Origin of the sequence: Xanthomonas sp. SHU 308 (assembly GCF_000364645.1) — a bacterium.
Taxonomy (GTDB): Bacteria; Pseudomonadota; Gammaproteobacteria; order Xanthomonadales; family Xanthomonadaceae; genus Xanthomonas_A; species Xanthomonas_A sontii.
In genome coordinates this window covers 1-391 of sequence record NZ_AQOK01000871.1, presented here as the reverse complement: position 1 = coordinate 391, position 391 = coordinate 1, and the positions used below count along the sequence as shown (strand labels likewise).

The following is a 391-nucleotide window of genomic DNA, read 5'->3' as shown; positions in this document are numbered from 1 at the left end:
GGCCGCGCGCGCCAGGCCCGGGCCAACTCCTCCGGCAACTGCGCCAGCAGCTGTTGCAGCGCCTCGCCGCTGCTCAGCGCCAGCACGCCGGGTGGCGCCGCACGCAGGCGGGCCAGGTCGGCCGCGCGCAGTCGTACCGGTTCGCGCACATACACGTCCGCGCGCAGCAGCGGGGTGCCGCGCGCCTGCAGGTGTGCGGCGATCAGGCCACGGCCGCCGGGGGCGGTGATCAGTCCCACCGGCAGGTCGTGCGCGGCCAGTTCCGGCAGTGCCAGCAGGCCGTCGCTGTCCATCCGCGCCGGCGTCGCCACTTCGGCGATGCCGTGCTGGCGCAAAGCGCGCGCCGTGCCTGCGCCCACCGCCAGCCAGCACTGGCCGGGGCGTGCCGCCA

Annotated in this window: 1 protein-coding gene; it reads right to left on the bottom strand. The window is 77.2% G+C overall.

The window, feature by feature from the left end:
• The coding region (locus D588_RS0122550) for a uroporphyrinogen-III synthase (protein WP_017917613.1) at positions 1-391 on the bottom strand (391 nt) is incomplete at both ends.